Annotated in this window: 10 protein-coding genes; 2 read left to right on the plus strand and 8 right to left on the minus strand. The window is 41.0% G+C overall.

Going from position 1 to position 24855, the window contains the following annotated elements:
• Window positions 1–2466: a hypothetical protein gene (locus AB4154_RS03725; RefSeq protein ID WP_372122223.1), complete on the plus strand. Its 2466-nt coding sequence runs from the start codon at window positions 1–3 to the stop codon at window positions 2464–2466.
• A gap of 9 nt (window positions 2467–2475) precedes the next feature.
• Window positions 2476–5760 (plus strand): tyrosine-type recombinase/integrase, encoded by a 3285-nt coding sequence (locus AB4154_RS03730; RefSeq protein ID WP_372122225.1) that lies wholly within the window; start codon window positions 2476–2478, stop codon window positions 5758–5760.
• A 6-nt stretch (window positions 5761–5766) separates the two neighbouring features.
• On the opposite strand, the gene AB4154_RS03735 is transcribed toward AB4154_RS03730, so the two are convergent.
• From AB4154_RS03735 to AB4154_RS03770, 8 genes are all read right to left on the minus strand, one after another.
• Complete coding sequence (locus AB4154_RS03735; RefSeq protein ID WP_017071512.1) at window positions 5767–5943, minus strand: AlpA family transcriptional regulator; 177 nt, start codon at window positions 5941–5943, stop codon at window positions 5767–5769.
• Between the two features lie 75 nt (window positions 5944–6018).
• A complete protein-coding gene (locus AB4154_RS03740) occupies window positions 6019–7917 on the minus strand; it encodes an NERD domain-containing protein (RefSeq protein WP_372122227.1) in 1899 nt (632 codons plus the stop codon).
• Window positions 7914–9443, minus strand: coding sequence for a hypothetical protein (locus tag AB4154_RS03745; RefSeq protein ID WP_108020475.1), 1530 nt, complete (start codon window positions 9441–9443; stop codon window positions 7914–7916). The genes AB4154_RS03740 and AB4154_RS03745 overlap by 4 nt, the downstream gene beginning before the upstream one ends.
• A complete protein-coding gene (locus tag AB4154_RS03750; protein ID WP_181360046.1) occupies window positions 9443–10606 on the minus strand; it encodes an AAA family ATPase in 1164 nt (387 codons plus the stop codon). The genes AB4154_RS03745 and AB4154_RS03750 overlap by 1 nt, the downstream gene beginning before the upstream one ends.
• A complete protein-coding gene (gene drmB / locus AB4154_RS03755) occupies window positions 10599–12521 on the minus strand; it encodes a DrmB family protein (protein ID WP_372122229.1) in 1923 nt (640 codons plus the stop codon). The genes AB4154_RS03750 and drmB overlap by 8 nt, the downstream gene beginning before the upstream one ends.
• Complete coding sequence (locus AB4154_RS03760) at window positions 12518–15652, minus strand: helicase-related protein (RefSeq protein WP_108020472.1); 3135 nt, start codon at window positions 15650–15652, stop codon at window positions 12518–12520. The genes drmB and AB4154_RS03760 overlap by 4 nt, the downstream gene beginning before the upstream one ends.
• A 346-nt stretch (window positions 15653–15998) precedes the next feature.
• A complete protein-coding gene (locus AB4154_RS03765; RefSeq protein WP_219909163.1) occupies window positions 15999–18140 on the minus strand; it encodes a UvrD-helicase domain-containing protein in 2142 nt (713 codons plus the stop codon).
• Between the two features lie 3 nt (window positions 18141–18143).
• On the minus strand, window positions 18144–24548 hold the full coding sequence (locus AB4154_RS03770; protein WP_372122232.1) for a DEAD/DEAH box helicase: 6405 nt from the start codon (window positions 24546–24548) through the stop codon (window positions 18144–18146).
• Window positions 24549–24855: the final 307 nt, after the last annotated feature.

Raw genomic sequence — 24855 nt, forward strand, 5'->3', positions numbered from 1 at the left:
ATGAGAGAGTTCATTTCTAGGCAAAATTTATTAGATGAACAATTGAATTTGAGCGATGATGAATTCGAAAGACTTTATGATTTTCTCACTTTAATTGAATGCCCCGTTTCATTCAGAGCGCTCAACGAAGTACTAAGTAACCTACTCGAAATAGCACAACAATATCCACACTTTTTCGAAACCGTTTTTCTCATTTCAAAAAACGATTTAGTAAGTTTTATTAAGGCAATTTCTGATTCAAAAATCTCTAATAAGGACGACTTTTCAAACCATCACTTTGAGCGAGGTTGGTGCCAAACCCACGTCATTTTTGCTTTGCTTGCACAATACAAAATGTTCTTTTCAACTTCTAATCGTGCTGTTTTTACTCTCATCTTTCTATCGCACTTCTTTGAACATATGGAAACGATTTTCAAGATTGAAAGAGAAGAGGAAGTGACTAGTGCTTTTCGTAATCTAAACCGAAATAAAACATTTAACTTACCCAACTTCGCTGGGGTAACAACCAATGAAATTGCTGACCGATTCGACACCTTGCGTAAAACCAATACATACGAAGGATCGATTAACAACCAACTAAGGCAACTCTGCAACTTCTTCAATCTAAATTGGAAAAATAGGACTAAAAAGAAATCGTCAACACGTGCGGTATTGAGACAGCGATTCAACAACAAACAACTCGAGCGTGTTATAGGTGCTAGCAATGATACCTATACAAGTATCGCAAATACTCGAATTGACAACACTAAATCGGGTATTGAACAAACCGAAGCCTTTCCTTCGATGAGCTTCGTAAAGAAAGAGTCCACAATAGACAGAAAACCGGAACATGAAATTCCAGCAATTAAGCAGATTAATGAGAACTCATCCCGTCAAACACAAATAACAAACATCTCCAAAAGTATTCAGCGCGCCCACAATTCAACTTCTCTTGATAAAACCATACTGCAGATTCACGACCTCTCTTTTCTACTTTTTCAACTAAATAAGAAAAAGAACTATCGTAAACTTATCGGAGTTGTTGAGACGAATGTGATCTGCAAGTTGCTTACTGCTTCACTTTACCTATCGAGACCGATAGCAGATGTTTGCTCTTTAAAGATTCTCGATAAACACTCTGAAGATGGTGAGGGCTTTGTGCGGATTTATAACACTTGGCACTTTAAGGCTGCATTTGTTGATAGTCTCACAGTCGCCGAATACTCTAGCTCAAGTGAGTTAATAAAAATCAGTGACTATTCACTCACACAAGTACCCGAGTTTCTAGTTTCTATATTGGATTTCAATCAACGAAATGCAGGTCCGTTGTTTAATAAAATATCTAAAAGCAGGTATCGTGAGAGCTGTGCAACATTCTTGAAGAACCTATCAGAAACGCACGCCGTCAGAATCAGTCTTAAATCAATTCAATACTTCAGTCTTAACTTTAACGAAGCCAACCAATTAATCGACTCTGTTATTTTCGATTTCGCTTTCAATCATACCACCTACAAAACACGAGCTAGTCGCCACTATACTCAATATTCATTTATGGAAATGAGCTCAAGTATCTTTTATTTCTGGCAAGCTATCGTTGATAGAGTAACCTCTTTAGGGTTTATCCCCAGTATTAAAGTAGGAAGTGTGAAACTCATTGATTATCTAATTACTTGTGACTGCAGTGTTGTTGGTTCTAGGTTTTTACCTTCTAAAGCGTTCTTTCAAAAGCGTTACGCATCTCTTCAAAAAAAGCTGGCTGGGTATAACCAGCTCGAAATACAGTCTTCGTATGACAAATTAATCCAATATCATAATGATTACGTATTTTACGTAAGCTCAATGCTGCTAGCAATGACAGGTTACCGCGCTGTTTATAACCCTCTCCCTTCTTTAAACTTAAGATTGAGTCGTTATAAAATGCTAATGATCAGCGATAAAGATGACATAGACTTCACCCACGCCCGCATTATTCCACTCGCTGAAAATCTGGATAAACAAATCAAGCATTATCAAAACCACCTCAAACAGCTAACTAACATTCTTCATGTAGTAAAGCCTGAAACAGCATTCCACGCCAAGAAGCAAACAGAAGAGTTGATTCAGTCATTATCCATTAAGCAATCTGAAGCAACAAACTGGTTCTCAGAGATTAAAAACTCAAAAATATACCCCGGTGTACTTTTCTATTTCATGGAAAACCGCCACGGTATACATATGAGGAATGTACACCCAGCTTGGTTAAGTGAACAAGAAAATACAGACTATCCTCTCAATGCAACTCGACACTACTTGAGAACCTTTTTAACCAAGAGCAACCTGCCACCAGAATCGATAGCCTTCACTATGGGACATTGGTCCACTGGTGAAGCTCCTCTTGGACGTTATTCAACCTTCGACTTCAACGAAGCATGCAGGGCCGTCAGTCCAATAATCCAAGGTATGGCCAATGATCTGAATTTAACTCCAATTCGCTCGCTGTTGGCCTAAGGAACCTGTATGCCACCTTCAATAGACCTTAAAAGATTAATTGCAGAGGCTTCAGTAGTATTTAAACAAGATATTGAGAATATATTTGTCCTCGATACAGAAAAGGCAGCAAAAAAGTTAATAGAGAAACTACACGCCCTAATCACTAAATTACTTGTGGTCACTTATGATAAAGAAGCAAAATCTGACGCCATCACAATAAAATCACTCAATGTGCTCCAGTCAAAACTCGATTCGAATATAGATGTCCAATCCCTGCAGCGGAAAATATTACAACTCTATTTGGTACTGTTAGAGCGAGAGTTCCAGGTCACTTCTCCCCCTTTAGGCTCATTTACTGAAATTCGTAGGGATAAGCCTATAGTTACGCCAGGAAATATTTTCAAAGCCTCGTTAGCTGACAAACTCTATTCTCAACTTGAAGCAGAGATCAAGAAACCCACATTATCATTGTCTTCAGAACAGTCATTAGGGAGGCTTGCTTTATGGCTATTGTTAAAAGAAGGATGTGTCAATATAAAGGATATATCAGCTCTAATCACCAACAGCCAAGACCTATATCGAACTGAACAACTAAGTTATTTTTCTGGAAAGCAGCAATATTTTCTGTCACCAGTCGCTGAAGCCCTTCTAGTTTTACACCGAATTTCATTCATCAATATGAAACATTACAATCAGTCTAGGCTATTGATTAAAAAGGCGAGATTGTATCAATATGAGTACAGCCTCACAGCTCCTGCTCTTGTCCCTAAGTTAACTTCACAACGAAGCTTAGCAGGATTAACATCATCAAAAATCATGTGTTGTATCAATGATTACTGTCATCATACTGCAGCTATACCTAAACAATATTCTTTGAATCTTTCTGATATTCGCCAATGTCATCGAATCGAAACGGTGCTAACTCAGAGTCCTATCGATTTTAGGATCCAATCTAGCCTACTACAATCGACACCGTTAACTCGTTCAACAATGAAACGCGTATTCCTCGATAAGACTGATGTCTTCAGAAAACCACCAGCGAGATTAACAAACCAGGCCGCAACGGTTAGACAAAGCACCGCATGGAAAAAGAACCATACCTCTTACAATAATATTACTGAGCTAAGTAGCGATGAGTTAGTGCGCATATTGCATGGCTTCTTGGACCTATTGAAGACATCGAAAAACACTAGAAAGGAACAAGCCCATCAAGGGCGGCTAATCAGGAGGGGGCTTTATGAATGGCTTGAAGCCGAAAATAACGCTAGTAAATATCCAGTAGTTTGGGTTCTAGTCAGTTGGATGTATCAATTGCTTTATCGGGGTGACATAGGGAAGAAAGTACTCACTTTTAGTACCATTCGCGATTATGTGAGAACCTTTGCAATCCCATTCATAGCAGAATTCAATTACTGTAACCTATTCACAATGGATGCTCTAGAGTGGGCAGAAAAGTTGAATATCGTTGCGGAGGGAATCAACTCAACTAAAAGGAAATCTTTCGTCCTCTACTTTGCTGATTTTGTCGTGAGTTCTCAAATTGTGCCCGAACTATGCTTCTCTGATTTAGATATAACAACATCTAAATCAAATGTCAGTGCTAACTTAATCACAATGCACGAAGCCGATGCTGTAACATCATTTCTCAACAAAGATAGTTTAGAAGCTGAACTTGCTCTTGTTGTATTTTTACTTGGATTTTACGGTGGCTTGCGTAGAGGCGAAATTGGAGGGCTACAACTTAATGACTTTCATTTGAACGACCACGGCTACCTTCAAGTACATATCAGACTCAATAAGTATCGGTCCTTAAAAACTGGAAACAGTGCTCGCAACTTACCACTAGATTGCTTGATGCCCATTCACTGGCAAAAGAAGCTCATATCATTTATCGACAAATCTAAACTTAGCTCTCAAAAGACAAATGCTTTAATTTTTCAGGATCCTAAAAGACTAAAAAACGCATTTACATTACTTACTGTCGTCTTAAAAGAGATCACCCAAGACGATAAACTTAGGTTTCATCACCTACGGCACAGCTTTGCAAATTGGAATTGGTTATTAATCAATTTCAATCGCTACCCTACTAATAACCTCCCTCTGCCATTGCAGCACAATTTCTTCTCGGCAGATAGGCAAAACCAGCTATTTCATCGCTTGGGTATATGCACTAATACAAGGAAAAAGGCATTTGTACTATCACGTTTACTTGGACATGGCACCATTGAAACGACATTCAGCTCTTATATACACCTAGCCGCCCTTCATATTTACTTATTAAATAGGAGGCGAAATGAGTCTCCCCTTCACTTATTGCAGTATAGTATTGATTACACAGTAAAACTCGATAACAAGAGTATGAGGCCAATCCGAAATGGCAAACCGCTGGCTCTTTATCACGACGCATTGCCAATGACTATGGTTGGAAAATCCAAGCCCGACCTTGAACGATCTCTTGAGCTACTTATTAACAAAGAAGAGAGAAAACCTTCGTCGAACAGTGTTCCCATTGCTGACGTTTTTAAATGCATTTCCCTATTAAGTTATGGTTACTCTATAAAACAAGCCGCAGAATTAACAAAGATATCTGCACAGCTCATAACTCGGATTGCACTTAGGCTGGAATCACATGGCGAGATTTACACGAGAAGATCCAAAAACACCCTTCCTGAGTTTTGCGGCATAAACAGGCTAAATCAATATCAAATAGATCAACTCAACTTTTTTATGCAGCAATTTGATAAATCGTTGCAATCAGAGGCGCTACGTAATGCCAAGATCAACCTATCCCAAGTAACCAAAGCGCTTCACCATTGTGTAGGGGCTAAAGGACACTTAGTTCGAACGCATGATATAAAGACCGTCGCATTCTTACTCAAAACCATGAAAGTGATTGGCATTAAGGATGAGCACGTAAGAATTAAATGGCATTTTTCTCATAAACTAGCGTCCGATGAAATAACGATTGATAAAGTCATTTCTCATTACCGATATTGGGAACAGTTAGTACAAAGCCGAGTTGGCTTTAATGCCACAACTATTGAAGCAGTTATCCCACATAGATATGATCGGTTATCTCAAAAAATGACAGCAATTGGTGTCGATATACACCGTTCGGATGAAGCTAAGTTTCTTGGCTATCATGCAAAAGGAAACATTAGCATCCACCTGCTTCAGACCAAAAAAGAGAACCGTGATTCACTCACAAGAGAATTTAGGAAACTGGTGCCTATGAGCCCACAGCGAAGCAGGTCATACATTACCTTTCTTCAATTACTGGATGTTTATTTGGATGTGTTCCCTTTCGACTAGCTGCAATCATCGCTGCTTTACACACTCTTTCATCCACTCTTCTACATCACTGTCGACCCAAGCAACGGCCCTCTCCCCTATAGGTACGGGCTTAGGAAATGAGCCCTCACTCATCTTTCGATAAATAGAAGACCTACTTAAAGCGGTCTTTGTCATGACTTCCTTTATTTTCAGAAATCTCATTAGCAGGTCTCATATTTCCTTTAGCTATCGCTAGCAGCTATTAGCAACTGCGCACTCTTGTAGGCAATAACAGCTTTAGCTATCTAAAATTAATTTCGATATTTCGTTTAACTCAGTATTGCTAAATGGCGACTGAAAGCAGGTCCACCCTGCCGATACAAATTCATCTATATCTTTAGGCTCTGTGTCATCTCCAAAGATACAAAGCTTAGATTGAGGCCAGGCAAGTTCAACTTCAGACACTACTTTGTCAGTTAATACGAGTTCGTAGCCACAGATCGGCACAGGTACATTTAACTTTATGAACGCCGCACACTCTTCTAAAAGAAATGTTAAGTCCAGAACTTCTTGCCAATCGGCCATATCTATTGATTCAGAAATATCATCTAATGAGCTTATTGCTTTCGGTTCGCTGAATGACAAGGGAATAGGACTCTCTCCTGTCGACCATACAACGAATAAATGTTCAGATGCTCGTGTCATTGCGACATAAGCCTTAGAGGTGTTATCCAAACATTTCTTCTTAAAATCCACCAAGACGATCACTTTGTTTTCTAATCCCTTAAAGTGATTAAGCTCTGAAAAGCTTATCCCTGGCAGCGGCATGTTCTTTACATTGAAATCATCTAGTTGAACAATATTTCTTAGTACGGTATCTGAAGTTCTAGAGGCGCAGCTATCAAAGAAAGGGTTACTAGAAAGGATAGTTATGTCGGAATGACGATAACCTGCTTTTAAAGCGTTAGATATTACGAACTCAACTTGTTTTATTTCGTCTTGTTCGGTATCAGAAGAAAATATTTCGACGTCAGGACCTTGAATCTTCTTCGTTGCAATCCTATCAGAATCTAATAGGTTAGAGAGGAAGTTTAATGTGGTTCTAGAGTATCGATAAGCAACATCTAATGACAAATGAACATCACAAGAGTTTTTCAGATATTCCATCACTGACTCGTCCGGGCTTTCAAAGAACTCGCTTTGATTGATCAGGTCTTGAAATAAGACCCATCTACCTTTCTGAAAGCCACCTTTAATATAAGGCTCCAGTTTACATAGTTTATTTGATTGATACAGATCTTGAGCTTCATCTACAATCACCACATCATATTGACTAATAAAAGACCTACGTGAATCAACCTGCAGACTATCAATAGTCGCAACAACTATATTTGAAGTGTTCAAGTCTGATTTTAGGCGTCCTTTCAACCATCTAGACTCACACAACACTAGTATCTTTTCGTCGGGGTGAACAAATTCCCTAGATATTAGTTTAATTAAGTAAGTCTTACCTGTTCCAGCTGCGCCTTCACATATAACACGCTGTTTATTTTCAAAGGCAGTCACTACTTGTTTTTGCATTGCGTTCAAATGATCAATGCACGCAGAAACCTTCGCTGCTCTTTGATTTAAAATAGAATCAGGTCTTAAAAGATTCGCTATCTCTAAAATTTCATGGGCAGATAGATTTACGGGCGAATCCACTTTTTTGACCCAGTATTCAATAAATTTATTTAACCAAGAGCTGAAACCTTTAAGTATATTCTTACATCCAAACATAAAAGCGTCATACTCTAACGAACTTGTTAACCCTAATGTATTTGGAAGTAGAACACCGTAGCCAACAGGAACGCATTCTAATGAAATACCTTTTTCATTCAATGAGTCTAGCATTGAAAATAGGGCAGTTCGTGATTGATTAAATGGGTTTTCAATTGAGTAATTTCTTTGCCTCGACCTCGAATACCATCTACCTTCATTTTGATAAACTCGCCCGCCCTTGACCTCAAAAACGAAAATGCCTCGGCTACAAACTAGAACAAAATCTAACTCACCCATACGTTTTTCACTGTGTGACATCAGGTGAAGAGAGTTAAAACAGATGGCCTCTGACATTTCGACGCCACGAAACGCATCAAAAATTAACAGCTCGGCATAGCTGCCATTGTTATATGGCTGAGACGGATTTAATCTCATAGTTTATTCAATTGATTCGCGAATTTCTTACGAGCTTTAGCAAGAGCCTTTTCGTCTTCATAAAGTTTCAAAATGACATTGAAGTCAACATCTTCAAAGGCTCTTTGCGCAACCATTTTAGCTGCAAACTCAGACTCATTTGACGGTAAGATTTCAATCAATTTCTCTGGATGCTCTGGAACATAAATATGTTCTCCAACTGACACGATTTGCTTGAGGTTGTTCGACACTAGATCAAACTTATGAGATAGTACACTTTTGAGTTCAGGCGTTTGTGAATCATCTAAAATATCTACTAATGTTGGTACTAGCGAGAACTCTTGTTTAATCCTTTCACTCGTTTGATTCGTGACAGTTAAGAAATACTCATACATACGTTCAATAACAAAACATTCTAACCCTTGAATTTGTCTGACACTCTTTGGAACTTCGTAAAACTTATCTCGCATACCATAAGCCATCGCGATATTTACGTACCCTTCTCCACTAATAGTGTGTATGGGTTGTGTAAAGAGCTTTTCCGTTTCATCAAGCAATGAGAACATTGTTACAACCTGATCTATAAACTGACTGACCCGATCTACTTTGCGGAAAGCTTCCATTTGCTCAGAATTCGTACTTTCCACTTTACCTTTCAGCGTATCGCTAAGGCGAGTTTTGAGGCCTCGTAAAAATTCAGTAGCTTTAGGTTCTCCGAGATCTAAATCGAAAAAGGGAATAAGCTTATCTAACACTTTCTCGTTTGCGCCGCAGCTAATCAACAAGTCAAAGAATTCGTCCTGAATACGATGTTTTGAGCTATCTTCTTCAGAATCACGAAATAGATATAGTTTGGTCAACTTTATAGCTAAAGGAGACGCAGAATCACTTTCGTTTGCTCCTACATTTGAAAGTACTTTAAAGGCATCATTGGCTACTTTGCCGTTCTTAGCCATTACATATGTCAGAGCGAGAGCTGCACCGTATCCACTCATTTTATAGAGTAAGTTTTGATCAAACCCTAGCGGCCTCAGAGCACCGTTAGTTTCTAATGCATCTTCAACACCAACTAGCTCGCTTAGCTCCTCTAGTTGCAGAAATTTATCAAAGTCACCTTTTTTGAAGCTTATTCTATTGAGTAATTCATCGGATACGCGCCCCGTTGACCTTGTCAAATAATCAAAGTGTTCATGAGCATCCTGATCCTCAAAGATTACCTCCCTAATACAGTAGGTTGGCAAAATTCTATCTAAATACAGCCACGTTGAAGATTCTGACGGTTCTAGGTTAGCTCCATCTAAGGAGACAATTACAATAGCACTCTTTGCATATGGATCTTCTTTCCTCGACGCTTGTACACCATGAGCTGGTATCTTAGCTTTCGCTGTGGGTTTCCTGTGTAACGGTATAACGTTTGAGTGAAGAAACAACTCATCTGGTATATAATGACCTATCGGAAAAACGCTAGCTGGCGTAATAAAGCCAAAAGCAAAAAACTGAGCAAGGTTATCTACACAAATAGGAATATAAAATTGTTGCTTAGCCATTAGATTGTATCTCTTTCTAAAATGTTGGGATCAGACGGAAGCAACGCTTCAACTGGTTGGTTTGGGTACTGAGCACTTTGCATCAAGAAAAGTTCATCTTTAGCTCTAGACGTCATAACGTACAACCGCTTTCTCATTGCATCTTTATCTTCGCCGATGATTTTAAGTCCATCCAAAATGACATAAACTGTATCAAATTCAATCCCTTTAACAGATTTATCACATAAAACAACAATACCACCTTTTGAAAAGTCGATATTAACATTGCCTTGTTTTTGATTGCTGGAGTAACTGGATACTATTGGTTTTTCGTTATCCCTCTTGACGTCAATTTGATCGAACTTTTTAACGTAATCAGCTCTCTTAGTTTCGCTGGCGACAATAACACCAATTAGCTTTCCACTGTCTCTATCTGCAGCTCTTAGAATAGTCTCTACACAGGCATTTACCGTTGAATAGTTCATAAGCGTCGGTTTTAATAGCGATGAGCGCTCGGGCAACTTAGGCAATGGGCTCGCTCTATCTGTATAGAAGTGCTGACAAAGCTTGGCAATTGGCCCCGTATTCCGGAAGTTCTCCTCAAGCTCAATTACGCTACCTGGAGATAACCCCAATACCTCCTCCAAATCTCTTCGACTCGAATTATCTTCTGTAATCTGTTGGTTCTGATCACCAACAATGAAAAAGTTCTCAAAACCTAACTCCATTACTGATTCATAATATCCTGTTGGTAAGTCTTGTCCCTCATCTACGATCAGATCTTGGATTGGAACCTTCCCGTAATGAGATGCAAAGATATTTTTGAGTTGATAATAGTCTGGGTTCACTTCCCTTTTCTTTTTTTCCTTAGCAGTAGGTGGCCTCTCTGGCATATACTGCTCAGTCAGTTCGTACTGTGTTTTATATAACCAACTCATCGCGGTTGTTAAGTCACACTCAGCTAGTTGAGATGTATGCGCTGCTAGCACATGATTGAACGTCAACACTTTAGGCGCTCTGCCTTTTCCTTGGTATTTTTTCATGCGATGCAGTGCGACTACAGACTTACCTGTACCCGGCGCACCCACTACCAAATGCTGTCCCTCTAACGGTAACCTCAACACTCTTTGTTGCTGTTTGGTAAGGTTATGTGACTGAGGTAATTCATTGACTCGTTTACTCACTGGCATTCTCCCGAATAAATTCTACCAAGGAAGGGATTCCATATTCCCTATCACCTTTAATCAACACCCGGTCCAAGAAGACATTGCCGTATGAACAACTGGTGTCGGGAACTAAAGTACAACCGTGACAGGCCGCTCTATTGAGGCCATCTCTCCCCTGCCCACCATGATCTGAACACACTGGGTCTAACGTACACCAATGCGCTCTTTTTATTGCACTATCTAAAATAGTTAGAAAGGACTTTGGCTCAGCCAATTCCATTAACCCACCAAGAGAGCCGCTTTTGTCAGCCACTGCGGTATAAATCAAAAAACCATGCATACCTTCTTCTTTTGAAGAATAAACTCGTTCACATAACGACGATGCCGGGTAACCACATTTATCTTCCAGCTCTCTTATGATCAAATGCGACAACGTATGAAGTAAAACAAATTCAGGAGTGAGCTCATCAACCATAAGTTGGCTCTCAGACTGTTCATAATGGTTAGCTAGTTCACTAATCCTTCGTGCAACCCCATCATGATATGACCAAGCTCTTAACCATTTTAAGCTCAATGTAACGAAGATTCCCTCTCCATAAAGATTGATCGCTGGTAGCCAATCAGTGTCACCAACAATATTAGGCTGTACTGTTTGAGGTTGAAATTTGTCTTTGTCTTCCTGAGCTTTCGATTTCTTTGAGGCATCTGTTTCAGGATCTAAATCTCTTTGTGAGCGAAGGAAACCGCTAAATACTTGTACCTTTCTAAGACGCTCCACTTTAACCAAGTCGTTAACGATTAGGCTTATTGGAAGTAATTCATCGGATAAACTAGACCGCAGATCCTCATAAAACTCTGTTAGATGTCTTGTTTTAAAGTCTGCCGATGGAGAAAAAGACTGTTCCGTAATTAATGCATCATACTCTTCTTCTTTCATTTGACCCGGTGTACCAATGAGCTCTTGAGTATCATGCTCATTGACACCAAACTCATAGACATATAATGCTTTGTGTATTTCTTCAACGGCTATGTTTAGCTTTCTTGCTAATTGATCCGTTCGACGTTTTCTCAAAAAATCACTTGGCGCATTTAATACATCATCAAGATCATCTGAATACGTTGAAATATCACCAAAAGTCTGGTCGCAGTCATTGCTATTTGATTCCGGAGGGATAACTAACCCATCAAGGTTAATTGGTGAATATACACTTGGATGGTTAATTTCAACAACTTCCCCTTTGCGCTTGAATTCTGCTGACTCGTCGACAATCTTTTCAAAAATCCAAGGCTGCGGCTTCATTGGTTTAAGCCCTGCCTGAGTTGGTTCAAAAAAGACTGAACTACCACAACAAGAACAAGATACCTTCTGACGTCCACTTACAAATTCGATTCTTAAATGATCTTTATGATGGGAGTTATAGCAAACCGCAGCCTTACCTTCAGGTGGAACTATTCTTTTTAGCTCGCGATTAAAAGGGTAATGACAAAGATAACTCCAATTGACATCATCTAAGTTACCAAAGTTGTCTACTACACAATATGTCCCCTGACTCATCACCCCATTACATTTGATACAACGTGGCTTAGTCGATGATTTATGGGGACTATTATCCCAGGGAGCTAGATCAAGTTGACCACAGCCCATACATTGCAAATAGCTAGGAAATAGAACAGCAGGTATCGCTCTACTCGCGTCGTCTTCATTATCTTCGTTACCGGTAGGTGGTAAATAAAGACGTTGAGGAATTTCCAAGCAGCGTTGAATACGACTAACATTTTTCAACTCATTTTGGGGAGTCGGATTACCACTAGCAAACCAATAACGAGTATCAACAATGACACCAGTGTAATCATTTTCCAGACGAGCGATGCTGCCAACACCTTGCTGGGAAGCAATGTGAGATAATCTAATAGCCGTCAATTTAGTGTTCATTTTTTTAGCCCTCGAACTGTATTAACAAGAGTGCTGTCTTCTACATTTCGCATCGATGTTTGTGTATCCCAAAGAGCCTTTTTTTCAACATCATGTGTTTTTATTAATGAGTCCACGGCCCGATCTTTGCTATTAAAATGAAGCTGCCTTCTTTTTTGTTTGCTTTCTTTAGCATGTTGAGACCACTCCTCAACCAGTTCTTCTAACATATCTAGCGTTGTGTTCAGTTTGATAGCTTGGTCTTGTCGCTGTAAGTCAGTATCAAAAGGCCCTTCTATGGCATTGCGTATGCGCCCTTTCAACATTTGCACAAGCAGGCTCACATCTTGGTTTTTGGCATCGAACAGATCTGCACTGCCATTAGCAACCAACCCAATACCAGACATTCTTAATGCAATAATTAGAGACGCATGTAATGCCTTCTTGAGTGCTTGATAAGTGAAAGGAGTAAGGCTTGTTGGTTCAACATAGCGATAAAATGACTCATGATAAGAACGGAAGTTTTCATAGTGAGATAAGCTGCTAGTCTGTGATTTGTAATAGTTTACAAATACAACACCAGGTATTTCGCCACGACCAACACGACTGCTTGCCTGAATATATTCAGACGTAGTCAAGGGCTGACCGTTTATGACCATTACCGCCAAACGCTCTACATCTAACCCAACTGATATCATATTAGTTGCCAAAGCGACATCTACAACATTAGAGCTTCGATACGGCTCTTCAAGCTCGGCAAACGTCTGATTGTTCTTCTCGGCGCCCTGAAGAGAAGTCAGCGACTTTACATTTAGCAGACGACTTACTTCCTGTTTGCGAGATTTGTGCTCGTCTTCTGTTAGTTCCTGCGTATATTCAAAAAGCTTCTGCTGTATTGAACGAGTAATTGGCCCTTTAAATGAAGCGTCACTCGCCGAAACCCCTTTCAAACTTCCGTGGTAAACCAACTGAGTCCACCAAGCATCTTTATATTCTGGCTTACCAACAAAATGTACCGCTGGCGCAATAGCAATTAAACTGGACAATGGCTCTAGAGAATCTCTTTTCGATTTACTAAATGCCATATAGCCCACGTACAAACGTCCTGGCTTCTCTGTTATCGGGACCGTTCTAGCAAAATATGAATCATCATGTTCTAGCCCGGCAGGAGGAAAGACTGCTGAGGATTTACCGTAAAGTTGCTTAACTTGCTCACTCGCATTCCTAATCGTTGCTGTTGATGCGATGTACTTCGGATAAATACCACGCTTTATCAACGCCGTTTCAATACCGACTTCGTACAGGCCTACTATTGATCCTAAAGCACCCGATATCAGATGAAGTTCGTCTTGTATGATCAGTTCCGGAGGTCGTTTCCCTTTACCTCCAAAAAATACTTCCGCCCTACCATCCCAGGCAAGCATGGCAAACTTATCTACAGTAGCAAGTAGAAGAGTTGGCGGGTTGTCGTATAAGGATTCGTCGACCGTTTTGCACGGCAGTATGCTATTGTTACTGGAACCAAATTCACAAGCTTCATTTGTACACTTGATGTCGAACCGTGTTTCGTGTGCTAGGTAGTTCTTTTCAGAAAATTTGCTTTTACACCAAGGGCAAGATGTCATCCCTAACTTTTCAAAATTTTGGTTGTTAAGAACCTGTTGAGCTTGATAGTAGGTATTTGGAGTACTTTTACTTCCAACCCATAGGCCCAATGTAAAAGGAGTGGTGCCTAATAACTTCTCGGACTTCCTTCTTAGTAATTCAAGAGCACATACTACTTTTGCGGCACGGACAAATTGCTGTCCCGTTAGCAGGGTCAACGTATAACGCATGATGGCTACCGTACTGTCTTGGCTTTGAGGATAAACCAAACGACGGTAGACAAAAACCATAGCCATTACACCCAAGTAGGCTTCTGTTTTACCACCACCAGTCGGAAACCATATCAAATCAACGACATCTCGATTGATATCTCCTTCATCAATTGATGATTTCATGGCCATCAATACAAACGCAAGCTGAAACGGTCTCCAATTAAACTTATCAAAATCCGGTGAATCTTGACCTGCAGTCATTTGCTTGAGCATTGCTGCGTTCATAAATGAAAACGCAAGTTGAGCCTGTTTATTCCCTTTTAAAAATTCAATCCCTTCAACAATTCGCGCGTAGGCAATTTTCGCTCTATTAACGATACTATTTGCTACCTCACGCTCATGAGATTCCATAGCATCCATCATCGACTGCTGCATGCTCAACCAATCGCCATACCCATTGGCAAAGTTTGTTAAATAATCAAAAACACTCTTGTTTTTGTGGCAGGTAGATAGGATTTTAAAATTGAGGTGGTTGGTTTCAGAACCCGCAGTATTCGCTGTAACACTAGGCACCTCTACTTTTGGCATGAAGGTAGTTTCAATTACACGGTGTCCGTTTTGAACTGACCAATCGACGCCGACAGCATGCCCAATCGCGTAATTTTTAACAGTTTTATATCTTAGCTCCAGTTCCTTTTCCTCATCAGTCAACAGAGAAAAGTCTTTCTGAGGATAACTACTAACTTTCCCCTCTATAACTGTGCACCTTAGTTTCACATCAAAAATCGTCTTACTCGCCATCTTTGACGTTTCTTTTTCAGTCTCTGCAATAGTCTGTTGATTGGCTAGGGTTAGTGTGACTATGTACCCAGCTTTAAAGGGACGCCAAGTTTGATATAGCTTTGCTCTATGACCGTCTTCAGATCCAAAAATATTTGTTGAAACATTAGTATACGAACCATTATCAGGGGCAAGCGCTTCAAAAAAGTTTTTCTCTAATGAGTAAACTTCTTTCCTCCAATTTTCACTCTTACGACCACGAGTCTGAGAATCTCTTACGCTTTCGTCACAAAAAGTTGTACATTCATATTCAATTGAAAGGCGAATCCTAGAACCTGTAATATAGAATGAGAAACCCGCCGATGACGGCGCTGTGATAGAAGCAACACTATTACGAGTTCGGTTTGAAGTTTCAGTTTTGTCTTCTGGTAAAGGTCGGAGCAATCCAACATGGAATTGCTTGAGAGGATTTACCTTAAGCTTTTCACTTTTTGTTCTAACTAAATTATCTTCGACAAACTTTACAAAGCCAGCTCTTTCAGACGTAATATTCACAAGCTCCCCACTCCAAATACTAAAACCAAGCCACTAAACGCCTAAAAGATTAACTCCGGCACACCTTTTAGAACGGAAATATCATCATCCATACCTGAACCACTAAATATTTAATGAAGCAAGGTAAGTCGCACCCAACAAACTTCCTGATTATTGGGTTGTTTACTATTCGACTCGCCATTTATTCATCCATAATGACGATCGTTTGCATTTAGACAAAGCACTAGACAGCCTATGAAATACAACTTTAAAGCACAAAACATCAATAGCTTAGATAGTTAAAATACCATTCAAACATAATGAATTTATAGAGGTTGTCCGCTTACACTTAGAGAATACCATGCGATTAGTGTAAGATGTAGCTTGAGATATAAGAACTTGGTTGATTTGAAGCTGTTACATACAACCCTTTAATCGCACGAGTAGCCGCTACATGAAGTAGTGCCCTCTCATTAAAGTCATAATCACGCTTTTCAACAGGGTCTTCCGTCAACAGTCGTTTCAAAGGAATTACTCCATCGTTCACACCTGCAATAAAGATGTATTGAAACTCCAGCCCTTTAACACGGTGCATGGTTGCAACACGTAACCCAGGTTTATCACTGTCTGCGCTGTCAACGGAAAGAGCGTGATACTGAATACCTCTTGCCTCAAGCTCACGTGCATAGTTATCTCTCATCGCCTGTGTCCTTGCCACCAGGCAGATATCTTGCAAGGGTACTTCCACTGTTAACAGGCTATCAATTTGAGACTTAATAAAGTCAACCTCATCACCAAGAGTTTTACCCAAATGCACTACAGGAGCATCACCGTGGAACAGCGACATATAATCCGTAGACTTATCCTGCTCACCATCTAGGTTATCCACATCAACATTTTCAAGAACCCCGGTGGCAAATCTGCGCGTCTCTTCCGTTGTACGATAGTTGATTCTTAGCTTTTGAGAACGTCGCCCACGAACGTTGATTCCGCAACGTCCCAGAACCACTTTATTTCGATAAATCCGTTGATGGCCATCACCGACGATGAACAGATCATTCCCCTGCTCTGGAACGATAGCACGAAGTAATGTGAATGCCTGGCTACCGATATCCTGAGCCTCATCGACCACAATTGAACTGTAAGGGAGAGAAATTTTCTGCTCCTTGAGGATTTTAATAGCATCCATCATTGCGTCATTCATTTCGCGAATGCGCTTACGGTTCATTTGATTTCGAAACTCTTCAAATACAGGCCAGATTTTTGCTCTTTGAACTCGGCTTAATGCAGTACCGCGACCTACACGACTTACACGGAAGTATTCTGCTTTCGTTTTTACGTCATGACCTTGAATTATATGACGCCACTCTTCTTCATAAAATGACTCTGGCAAACCCAGCTCTACGGGAATCTGGTCACTCGCAATCTTCCAACACAGCTCACGATCCTTGTGGTTGTCATAAACCACCGTGTAATCATAGTTAAAGCGTTTGAGGAAACGTTTAATCCAACCATCAATATTTGCGACTTCAATTCGTTCCATTTGTTCTTCTGAAGCGATCTTCTTTAGATTTGCTTTAATATCAGCTGCAAGGTTGCGCGTGAAAGTAGTAAACAAGATTTTACCACTTGGGGTTGATTCGAGTTTTTCTGCCAACCAGACAGCCCTGTGCATAGCAACGACAGTTTTACCAGTACCTGCCCCTCCAAGTACACGTATTGGACCTTTAGCCTCTCGCGTGACTAATTTCCGTTGACTAGGGTGCAGGAAAACACGCCATTTTTCTAATGGCGCATTCATCATTTTCTGTAGCTCAAGGTCATCAGTAACAATACGGAAATTACGCTGAGATGAAGTTCTCTCCAAGGCGGCGGCAAAGTCATTGGTGTCTACAACTTCGTCCTCTTTAACCTCATTGTACGACGCCAATAGCTCATCGTAGTCCTCTCCAGCGGCTAGCAGATATAACGGTTCATACGCTTCGGGTGGTATGCGAGGCTCTAGTTTTTCAAGTTCAGCTTCTGATGTGACAGCAAGTACAGATTCAACAAAGCTTTCCGGTACACCTAACGCCATGATTTGTTTAGCGTTGTACACTTCAAACAGCGCCTTTCTAACCTCTGTCACGATAGCTTTCTGAACTGAAACTTCCTCGACGTGCTCTACATTAATAACCTGTATCGCACCTGTGGAGGGGTGAATCTGGCAATCATGCCTTCTGGCCCAATCATATGCATCATCATGATGCGCAACCCACATTAACATATACAAGTTGCCAGTTTCAGGTTTTAGAACAATACCTCTGTAAGTCTGATCAATTCGAACTGAATGGACATTCGCAGTTTTGGCGTCTCGGACTTTCTCATAGTTGATGCCAGAGCTCATTGGGTCTTGACGAAATTTACTAATAAACTCTTGAACTTTCTTTTGTTGCTTCTTGGGGATTTTGGCAAAAGCCGCTAAAAAATCACCGGCGATAGCCACTTTAGGCATTTCCATTACACTCATTCTCTACTTCCCCATTAAGTCTATTAAATTATTTATTGTCATTTCGTCTAGCTCACCAACTACAGTCTCCCAGCCTTGGCTTATAAACTCTGACTCAAAGCTATCCAACTCTGAAAGAATCAACGCCACTTTTCTATCCAGCCATGCAAATTCGGCTTCTGCGATGATCTCACCCATTGCATTTTTAATTTCCAAGCCTACTTCTGGAGCTGCTAAACCTTTAGATATCATTAACTCAACGAGTGTGTTCTCTACAAGCTCTAACTCAATAATTTCCTGCCAACCGTCAGAAATAGCATCCTCATCCCTCGTATTTTCTTTAAGTTTTGGCTTGGTTTTAACTACAGGTTCGTCAAGCAATGCTTTTCGCGAAGTGAAAGAGAAGTCAGACATAAACTGGCCAATATTCACTAACTTCCAATATCCGGCAAGCGCCTGCTCATAGCCGTCTTCATCGATGTAGCGATCATCGAAGCATAGGTGAAGCCTAGTAACTGACTCAGCATACTCCGCTGGTTCTAACCCTTTCACTTGCTGCTTCACTACAGAGATATAACACTGTGCTGGCATCACTGTTGCGACTTCAATCAGCCTTTGAGATGTGCTTGTTGCATCAAGTAAACCACCAAAAAAGAAAGGAGCATCCAAACACAGATCTTGCTGACGATATGTGTCACAGTTCTCTTTCATTTCATAAATGAACTTGTTTCTGGTAGCAGGATCTTTCGAACCTTTTATCGATAACCAGTAAAAGCTGTTCGCGAATGCGGCCTGCTTGAACAAAGTACCCATTTCTAATGGTTGGTGTATCCATTGTTTAAACAATAAAAAGTTGTTCTTACCATCATAAACATTACGTAACGTTTCGTAGTTTCGTTGATTGAACAGCGGATAGTGAGGCTCTTTTTGCTTAACTTCCATGCGATTCAGACCGAATACTTCCTTTAAGTGTTTCGAATCTGGGTTAACCAAATCATGCCAAGTAAGTGTCCAAACCTGATACTTCCCACTACTGATTACAGCAGTCCGTTTAAGTACGTCGTCATGCACACTATTTTGGTGGTGTTCGAAACCATCAAGATAAATCGCGGCAGGCTTTGCATTTAAGCTTTCTGATGCAGGATAAAGAACAAAATCAGGTCTTGTATCTACTGCAACTCCGTCTTTACTACTAAGGTGAACTTGCGGAACAAGATGCCAGCTCACTGTTTTGTTGAGTTTCGACAGTAACGACCAACCTGCCTTACCGTGAACGAAGTCTTTAGAAATAATGAACTCTGACGTCGATTGTTGCAGTGTATCGATAAACAGGCGTTCAAGCTCTGACTCCAACATTACATTAATCGAAATATCAGACAGCGATTTGATCGGTTTAAGTTCATTCTCATGATCCAAGATTGTAGTGAGCAGCTTTCTTGCATGATCACGAGAAATCGCCCTCATCTTTCCTCGATCACGATAGGCATAGACACACTTGTAACAGCCATCTTTCTCTTCAAAGTTACATTCACATTGATTGATGTGATCAAGTGCTTTCCTCAACAACTTCAGAAGGTTGCCTTCATCTTGCATCAGCTCTTTCAACGCACCTGTACCGCCCGGAACAGAATCATAGATCACCAAATAGTGACGATAGCTTTCGCCAGCATCTTCAGGTTCACGATAAATCGTACCTTTAATGTGATCTACACTACCCTTAAAGTATTCCTTCATGCCTAGCTGAAGCGCAGCACTTAACGATGCTTCAGTCACTTGGCCCATGCCATAATTACTCACAGGCAAGAGAATGCGAATGGCCTCTGACTCTAGTTGACGATAGAGATACAAGAAGTCTTCAAACTTTGTCTCTTTGGTACTACCTCTGTATTTACAACTAATGTCGTGCTTTTCTTCTGTGGTATATGGTTTTTGCACAAAACCACAATCCGAGCACACCTTAAATCCGGTTTTTTTCTTAATGTCACCCGCTACATAAAACTCTGTTGCGTCTTCCGCTACCGAACCAAAGTTAATATCCCTAAGAGATACTTTACTCAAATATTCAAATCCAAATGGTACTTCATCGTTGTCTACTTCATATGCGTATTGAACATCTTCAGGCTTATAGGAGACAAGCAGTTGACGCTGGAAGAACGATGGTGTGCGGCTGTCCGCATCATCGGTAATCCTTGCTTCTCGCGCATTGGAACGAGCATAAACCTGACGAAGCTTAAGCAACCTCATTTTTTGTTCTGCATCGCTCCAGCCTGGGTGACCACATTTAGGACAAGTTGAAAACTGATCAGCTTCTAGCAATTCACTGTGATTACAATGGCTACAAACACGCCAAGTTTCAGGCTCTGACACCTTCATATCAATTTGTTCGATCTCTACCTTATGTCCACCAGCATAGAAATGGTTTGTTGGTGCGAGCTCAGAGATCGCCGCAGCAGCTGGCCGCTCGTACTCAAAGGTTTTCGTAAGATACTGACTTTGACCGTCTTGTTGTTCTACATTTTCTTTCTTACGCCAAAGAACTGAGCGAAGAGTAATGCCAGCTTCGGGAAACGAATAATTGGGCAGTAAACCCTCATCCGTCATAAAATTGAGGGCATCTTTACCGTTGATTTCACGAATCAGAGCAAGTAACGCATTCCTCTCATTCTCAAGTTCATTTAAATCATCCTGATAGTTCTTATCTTTTACCGGTGATTCTTTTAGCTTATTGATGCTTCTTTTGAGCTTCTCAGCACGGCCTTGCAAAGACTTACGATCCTTTACCAGCATTTCCAAGCTTTGCTGGATTTTTGCTGCTAACCCATATTGTTCGTCGCTACCTATAATAAATTCGCGCAACTTGGCCATCGAGTGCTCGGATATGCTGTTAAAAACCAATACAAACTCATTAAACAGGTTATCTTTATTGGATTCGACGTAATTAATGAAGTTAAAAGGATAACGCTCAGTCTGGTTTCCCTCACTGGCATCAAGCATTTGTTTTACGCGCTTCGATATTTGATCGCTACCAATCCCTGTCTGTATCCAACAGTCCATACAAAACGCAGTGAGTTGCCTTTCTAAAATAGCGGAAGCGTCAAGGAAAACCCCCGGTGCTGAAACGCTACCCGACATCATATCTAATGGATCTTGGTAGAAATAGAGGTCATGTGGGTTACCCTCTGCTACCGTCATATTGAAAGCGTTGCCGTCTTTACGGCCAGCACGCCCGATACGCTGAAGATAGTTCGACTGCGCAGGAGGAACTGAACAAAGTAGTACTGATGAAAGATCACCAATATCAATCCCCATTTCCAAAGTCGGTGTTGCCGATAGCAAGTTCACCGACCAATTGGCCTCTCCTTTTATAAATGACTTCTCGGTATGTTCCCTAACGCTTCTCTCCAGAAGACCCGTATGTTCCTGTGCATTAACTCGATAAGCTTGGGAGTAAGACCACTCCTTGTCTTGCAAACGTTGTTCAACGACATAACGTCCTCTACAGTTTTCGTTGTGACAAGGCTGATTACGCCATACATTGACCGCCTCTTGTGCCACCGATACTGAGCTGGTGCAGCAATCGCAGCCAAGATTCGTAACTTGGTTAGTAATGAGGAGAGCACTGGGCTGAATACCCCATACCGATTGCCCCTTTGACTCAAATTCTTGAGTGACCCCCACTCTTCGCAGCGTCTTCATTAACAACGTGTATATGGTCACAGCGTGGCTACTAATCATGACATTACTGCCATTGTCGAAACAGCGTTCAACCCAGTTCTGATACCAGCTTTTTCTCGATTTTGAACCTATAAGTTCGTCGAAACGCTTATTTTTACCAAACGTCAAAAACGCCGGAGTGCGTGTTTTATTACTCCAGTTGGGCATGTACTTAGAAGTGTCTTTATCGATTTTAGTCAGGTAGTACGTTTCACCACCTTCTCGAATATAATGGCCCAGAGCTTCATGTGTAACTGCACCTTTGTGACGCATGCGATGCAATACGCCAAATGCGAAATGAATTACATCTGTATCCGTGACACCATGGAAATCCTCACCGAGCTCCTCGTGCAACTTGGTATGCAACTTAGATAGCTCGCTCATGAGATCACCAGAGCAGATATCAATGGTTGCCTCAGAGGTTTTTTCTAATGTTCGACCAATACTGGCACGCATCCCAAACTCCGCAAACACCTCCCAGCTGAGTCGCTTTCTGACCCAATCCGGTAGCTTGCTATTTGGTTTTAGCTTACCGTCATCACCCGCCTCTAACATGTCACGATATTCACCTAACCATTCCATGTTAGGAGCGATGAAATTAGCAACAAATGACTCCAAAGAACCGGACTGCATCTCAGCATTTTTAATTACTAGATCTGCATACTCGCCAAGACTAAAGCCTTGGGCGTTTTGCGCCACGCTACCTAGATGGCTTCGCACCATAAGGGGCCAAGTTCTCGCTGCAAAGAATCCAGCACGATGAGCTGCATCTTGAACGGAATCTGAAAAAGTAATCAGTTTCTTGTTTTCGTTGTAACGACTACCGTATATTTGATTGATTGCGACACTCGATAAGGTTGCAGACTGTGCCCCGATGATCGATAGCCCATTTTTACTGTTGCAATAAGGGCAACTACTATCGAAATGGGGACCTTTCTTCTCACTTGTTTTAATGAGATCAGGAATAAACACGCGAATCGGCTTCTCATAGCCACACTGATTGCACTCATCTTTATCGCTGTCTTTATTTGTTGCTAAGCAGCGAGAACAAATACGTCGGATTATCCCTTTCGCAGGTGGATCTTGTTCCTCCTCCAATGGAATCGCAATGCGTACACTTTGATGACGGGCGAAAAAAAGGCGATAAAATACGTCTAGTTCAGTTTCTAATTGCTCACTGTACCCATGTACGTATGCTCCCCAGCCTGTCACATGACAATCACGACAGTTCACAACAGGGAGGTATTTTTCAGAGTGTTCTCCTGAAATATCATCACCAAAACTGAGTTTTGGCACAGCATCAACACTAGCGACCAAACGTCTCAACTCACGTAGCCAAAGTTGGTTTCTTACCTGAAGAAATGGCAATACTGGTCTTGGCTTCCCTCGATCTAAACGTTTCTGTGTCTGTTCTTCATCTTCAATGATTTCTCGACGTGCAATAGAGACAAGCGATACAAAGCTTTGCACCACTCGCTCTGCTTGTTGCTCAGAAATAGAGAATGCAGGGCTTATTTCGGCAACCAAAGACGATAGAGGTTTAATTTTCCCATCAAGCATTTGTAATAAAGAATGGAAAAAGCGATGAGACATTAATCTCTTACCAAGTTCAATACGACACAAGCGCCCATCATCAGACTCGATGTCATCGGGTAGCGAGTATTCAAACTCGGTAAACCAGCATCTTATTTGTTGGTTTAGAAAGCTAACTTCTGACTCAAAGCCACTCGGGTTCAGAGGCTCAACTTCATCAAACGGAGGATAAGAATATTCAGAGATATCCGCTTTGGACAGGTACTCTTCATACAAGTATCTATCTTCTTTAACAACAGATTCCTCAATGAATTCAGCATCAAAGATGTTCTCGGCGTAATTCAAAAGAGGATCAAGTTCGTCACCGACCGTCGCTGAGGTACCAATACATGCAAACTTGTCAGATTCAACTTGCAGGTGATACTTCAAACGGCGTATCAAACACGCGAGATCTGACCCTTGAGCACCATCAAAAGTATGCAGTTCATCTACAACCAAATAGCGCAGCATACCAGGCTGATTATACAACCATAGAGCTTGGTCCTCAGGGCGCATCATTAAATAGTCGAGCATTTTGTAGTTGGTGAGTAAGATATCTGGTGGGTTATTGCGTAGATGATGCTTGCACGTTATCACTTGCTCAGCGCTCATCGCAGTATTAGCGCCCTCTTTTTCTTGTCCTCCCACGAATAGTCCAACTGTCACCTTGCCTTTTAAGCCTTCGTTGGTATAGATGGTTTCAGCAAAACGCTTAGCTTGATCTGTGGCCAAGGCATTCATAGGATAGATGACTATAGCCTTAACACCAGGCATGGGTTCACCAGCACAATGGTTAAGTAGCGGGTATAGAAAACACTCTGTTTTGCCCGAGCCAGTTCCAGTCGCGATCAAGGTAGATTCTGGCTGCGGTTTACCTAAACGCTGATATGCAATGGACTGATGCGTATAAGGAGGAAAAGGTAACTCAAAGTGCTCAAAAAACTGTTGAGACAGGTTACTTTGTCGAAATGGCAGTTGCACCGACAGATAAGGTCCTTTGATAAGGTTTTTTGTATCAGACAGAAATACATCTATCATCGAATGGTTCTTATCTTCAAACCTCGGGCTATTCATGTTGAATGCCGCCTTAACGTATTTTTTAAGGCTATTTACAACTTGATCACTCAATACTGACGGTAACATCGCAGAATTCCATACTTTTCTAATGTGTACTATTTTATGCAATCAGTGACGCAAGTTACACTCTAAAATCAAACTCTTGTTGAAAAATCAGATCATTAGGATGTTTTTTAGTCATACAGGATGCTTTAAAAGCATTTTTCGGCACCGTACGTTTACTGCGGCAGTATTTACAATGGCTCTGAATGCCCGTTGGATTGCAGCTATTGATGCGGGCCGTCGAACAACCAAACATCTCAGGTGCGGGATAGAAAACATGATATCCCGCGTCTTCTGAACAGCGTGGACACGACTTCATTAAGGACTCAGT

Source organism: Vibrio sp. 10N.286.51.B11, from assembly GCF_041469245.1.
Classification (GTDB): Bacteria; Pseudomonadota; Gammaproteobacteria; order Enterobacterales; family Vibrionaceae; genus Vibrio; species Vibrio crassostreae_C.

Bases quoted from the DNA above. Each gene is read 5' to 3' on its own strand.
- AB4154_RS03725 (WP_372122223.1), top strand. From the start codon at position 1: ATGAGAGAGTTCATTTCTAGGCAAAATTTATTAGATGAACAATTGAAT.
- AB4154_RS03730 (WP_372122225.1), top strand. From the start codon at position 2,476: ATGCCACCTTCAATAGACCTTAAAAGATTAATTGCAGAGGCTTCAGTA.
- AB4154_RS03735 (WP_017071512.1), bottom strand. From the start codon at position 5,943: ATGAGATTTCTGAAAATAAAGGAAGTCATGACAAAGACCGCTTTAAGT.
- AB4154_RS03740 (WP_372122227.1), bottom strand. From the start codon at position 7,917: ATGAGATTAAATCCGTCTCAGCCATATAACAATGGCAGCTATGCCGAG.
- AB4154_RS03745 (WP_108020475.1), bottom strand. From the start codon at position 9,443: ATGGCTAAGCAACAATTTTATATTCCTATTTGTGTAGATAACCTTGCT.
- drmB (WP_372122229.1), bottom strand. From the start codon at position 12,521: ATGAACACTAAATTGACGGCTATTAGATTATCTCACATTGCTTCCCAG.
- AB4154_RS03765 (WP_219909163.1), bottom strand. From the start codon at position 18,140: ATGAGTGTAATGGAAATGCCTAAAGTGGCTATCGCCGGTGATTTTTTA.
- AB4154_RS03770 (WP_372122232.1), bottom strand. From the start codon at position 24,548: ATGTTACCGTCAGTATTGAGTGATCAAGTTGTAAATAGCCTTAAAAAA.